Here is a 3,679-nt window from a genome sequence, read left to right as displayed (position 1 = left end):
GCGCGACGCCGATATCCGCCTGCAGCAGCCGCCACAGTTCGGCCTGCCAGCGCTGCCCGCGCGCCAGTTCGGGCTCCTGCCCGCGGGCGTCGCGCAGGATGTCGCGCCCGGCCGCCCAGTCGGTCAGCCAGTCGGCGCGGTACACCTGGTATTGATCAAACAGGTCCGCCAGACGCTCGGCCAGCTGGAAGCGCTTGCGCAGATCGCCCCCCTGCCCCGGGTCGTCGTCCTGCAGGAACTGGCGCAGCGGCGAAAAGGCCTCCTGCGCCAGGCACTCCGGCAGCAGGCGCATCAGCCGCCAGGTCAGCGGCCGCTTGGCGTAGGGGGATTCCAGCGGCACGGCCTCGGCCCCCAGGACCGCGCGATAGGCGGACCAGACGAAACGCGACGGCAACTGCATGTCCAGCGCCGCCGCGATCCCGCAGCCTGGTGGGTCGGCATCCGGCGGCGCGGCCAGGGCATGCCGCAGCCACTGCGCCATGCCGTTGCTCTGCACCAGGATGGTCTCATTTTCCAGCGGTGCCAGCGGCGCACGGCGCATCCACTCCACCGCCAGGGTGCGGAGCGACTCCAGGTGATTGCCATGCAGTACCACCATCCCTGGCTGCAACTCGCGCGACTCCACCAACCCGGCTCCTCGTTCCGTTCAGGAAATGCCGCGCAAGGCCTCAAGGCCCGCGTGGTCCAGATGCGCCTACCCTACCATCCCGAAGCGACGGTCCCCGTCGCGGTATTCACCAATCCGGCGGGCAATCCGGAAACCCCTTCAGGCTCGGGGCGCGCCCAGCAAGACCTCGAATTCGGCGCTGGGCACGGGCCGGCTGGCGTAGTAGCCCTGGTAGTGGTCGCAGCCCAGCTCCCGCAGGACCGCGAGCTGATCGGCGGTCTCCACGCCCTCCGCCAGCACGGTCAGCCCGAGACCATGGCCCAGCCCGATGATGGAACGGGCGATGGAGAGATCGTTCGCGCTACCCGCCGTTCCCTCTTCGGCCAGGCCGTCGACAAAGCTCTTGTCGATCTTGAGCGTGTCCACCGGGAAGCGCTTCAGCTGCGCCATGGAGGAATAGCCGGTGCCAAAGTCGTCGATCGCGAAATGCACGCCGCGTTCGCGCAGCCGCTGCAGGATGCGCCGCGCGCGGCTGGGATCCGCCATCAGCGCGGACTCGGTGATCTCCAACTCCAGCTGGTCCGCCGGGAACTCGAAGTCCTCCAGAAGCTGCCCCAACTGCTGGTCGATCGGCACCCGCTGAAACTGCAGCGCGGAGACGTTCACCGCCAATCGCAGCGGCGGGTGCCCGGCCGCGCGCCATTGATGGCCCTGCTCGATCACCCGGCGCAGCACCCAGCCCCCCAGTTCCACGATGAGCCCGGTCTGCTCGGCCAGGGGAATAAAGCGCCCCGGCGAGATCGGACCGAGCTCGGGATCGGTCCAGCGCAGCAGGGCTTCCGCCCCCAGCAGCCGGCCGTCGGCGACGTTGTACTGCGGCTGGTAGTGAACCTCCAGCACATCGTGTTCAATGGCCCGGCGCAACCGCGCGGACAGATCGATGCGCTCGCGCGCCGCCCGCGTGAACTCGTCGGAGTAGTAACGATAGCTGCCGCGCCCGTCCATCTTGGCCTGCGACAGCGCGGTGCTTGCCTGCTGCAGGAGCGTGTCGGCATCCCCGGCATGGTCGGGGAACACGGCGATCCCGACGGTCGCGGTGATCTCCAGCGCCACGCCATCGCCCAGATCGCAGGGAACGCTCACCTCGCGGATGATGTTCTCCGCGACCAGCGCGGCATCGTCCACATGGCCCAGGTTCTCCACCAGCACCGCGAACTCGTCGCTCGCCAGCCGCGCCACGGTGTCCGTCCCGCGACGCCCGATCTGCAGCCGTTCCGCGATGGTCTTCAGCAGCCGGTCCCCGGCGGCGTGGCCCTGACTGTCGTTGATGTCCTTGAAGCGGTCGACGTCCACGAACAGCAGTGCCAGATGCCCCTGGCGCCGGCGCATCAGCGAGATGCCATGCGTCAGTCGCGCGCGCAGCAGCCGGCGGTTGGGCAGTTCCGTCAGCGGGTCGTGATGCGCGAGGAAATCGAGCTCCGCCTCGGAGGCCTTGATGCGCGTGATGTCGGCGAACACCGAGACGTAGTGGGTCAGACGCCCCTGACTGTCATGCACCGCGGTGATGCTCTGCAGCTCGGGGAAAATCTCGCCGTTCTTGCGCCGGTTCCAGATCTCGCCCTGCCAGTGGCCGTTCACCTGCAGCTCGCGGAACATGTTGGCGTAGAACGCCTGATCGTGGCGCCCGGACTGGAACATCTTGGGCGTACGCCCGGCCACCTCGTCCTGGGTGTACCCCATCAGCTGGGTGAAGGCCCGGTTCACCGACAGGATGTGGGCGGTGGCATCGGTAATCACCACGCCTTCCCGGGTATTCTCGAACACCACCGACGCCAGCCGCTGGCGCTCTTCGTGCTCGCGCCGCTCGGTAATGTCCTCGACGGTGGCCACGATCCGGTCCAGCCCACCCGCCGGCGTGCGGCTGCACTTGACGTCGATATCCGCGACCATCACCCGCCCGTCGCGCCGGAGCAGGCGTTTCACGACGCTGTAGCCGGGGCGTTCGCCGCGCCGCATCTCGGCGTCCAGCTCGGCCTCGCAGCCGCGATCCTCGGGGATCGCCAGGCGGTCCCAGTCCAGAGCCGCGAGTTCGTCGGGCGCGTAGCCCAGCATGTCCGCCAGGCAGGTATTCACCCGCTCCCAGCCCTCGCCACGCGGCCCCGAGATCGCCATGCCCACAAACGGCATGTCGAAAAAGACCCCGAGCAGCCGATCCTGATCGGCATGGGCGCGCACCAGCGTCAGGTTGCGCCGCAGCCACTGCTGGCGCCACAACAGCGCCCCGGCCGCCAGGACCACCAGCCAGATCAGCAACGTTACCCCCGCCGCCCACACGGCTTGCTGCCGCGGTATGACTTGCAGGGCGTCCAGCTCGCGCTTGAGCACCAGGTCCCAGCCCGCCGGGGCCAGTTGCTGCACCCCGGCCAGAAAGCGGCTGTCGGGATCGTCGAAGCGTTCGATCACCACCGCATCGCGCCGGTGGTCCAGGACCCGCTCGCGCAGCCGCGTGAAGGCTGGCGGCGTCGGGATCATCACGCCCCCGGACTCGCTGATCCGGGCGATCGAGGCGCGTTGGTCCCCGCCCCGCACCACGATATGGGCCTGCGCATCCAGCCCGTTCCGATTCTCGGTCAGGGTCAGCAGCGGATGCAGGCTCTCCACCGTCGATGACAGGAGTACCAGCCCCACCACGGGGTCGTGCGGGGCCGCGCGGTTGCGCACCGGCACGGCCCAGCTGACCCGGGGTCGCCGGTCCGGATCGGCATGCAGGATCGGCTCGCTCGTCTCGCCGCTGCGGCGCACCTCGCGCAGTACCGCGTCCATCTGGCCTTCGTCCATGGCACTACGCCCCAGCTCGATCACCGGCTGGCGATCGGCATTCAGCAGCGCCACCCCGTCATAGCCGTACGCGGTCCGCATCAATTCGAGCCGGTCACGTACCTGTTCCAGCGCCAGTGTCGACCGCCGCTCCAGGGCCGTCACGGCGAAGAGGTTGAAGCCACGCGCCTCGGCCAGCACCACGGCATCCCCGGTGCGCTCCGCCAGCCAGTGGTCGATCACCCCACCCTTCAG

Annotated in this window: 2 protein-coding genes; both read right to left on the bottom strand. The window is 69.1% G+C overall.

The annotated features are described in order from the left end of the window. A partial coding sequence (locus ACESLR_RS10850) for an exodeoxyribonuclease V subunit gamma (protein ID WP_373067354.1) occupies nucleotides 1-598 on the bottom strand: 598 nt, incomplete at its 3' end. A 168-nt stretch (nucleotides 599-766) separates the two neighbouring features. Then, on the bottom strand, nucleotides 767-3,679 hold a 2,913-nt coding region (locus ACESLR_RS10845; RefSeq protein ID WP_373067349.1), incomplete at its 5' end, for a putative bifunctional diguanylate cyclase/phosphodiesterase.

The organism is Thioalkalivibrio sp. (assembly GCF_041685615.1).
In the GTDB taxonomy this organism is placed as follows: domain Bacteria; phylum Pseudomonadota; class Gammaproteobacteria; order Ectothiorhodospirales; family Ectothiorhodospiraceae; genus Thioalkalivibrio.
Note: the sequence above shows the minus strand (reverse complement) of the source record. Positions and strands in the feature narration are given on the sequence as shown.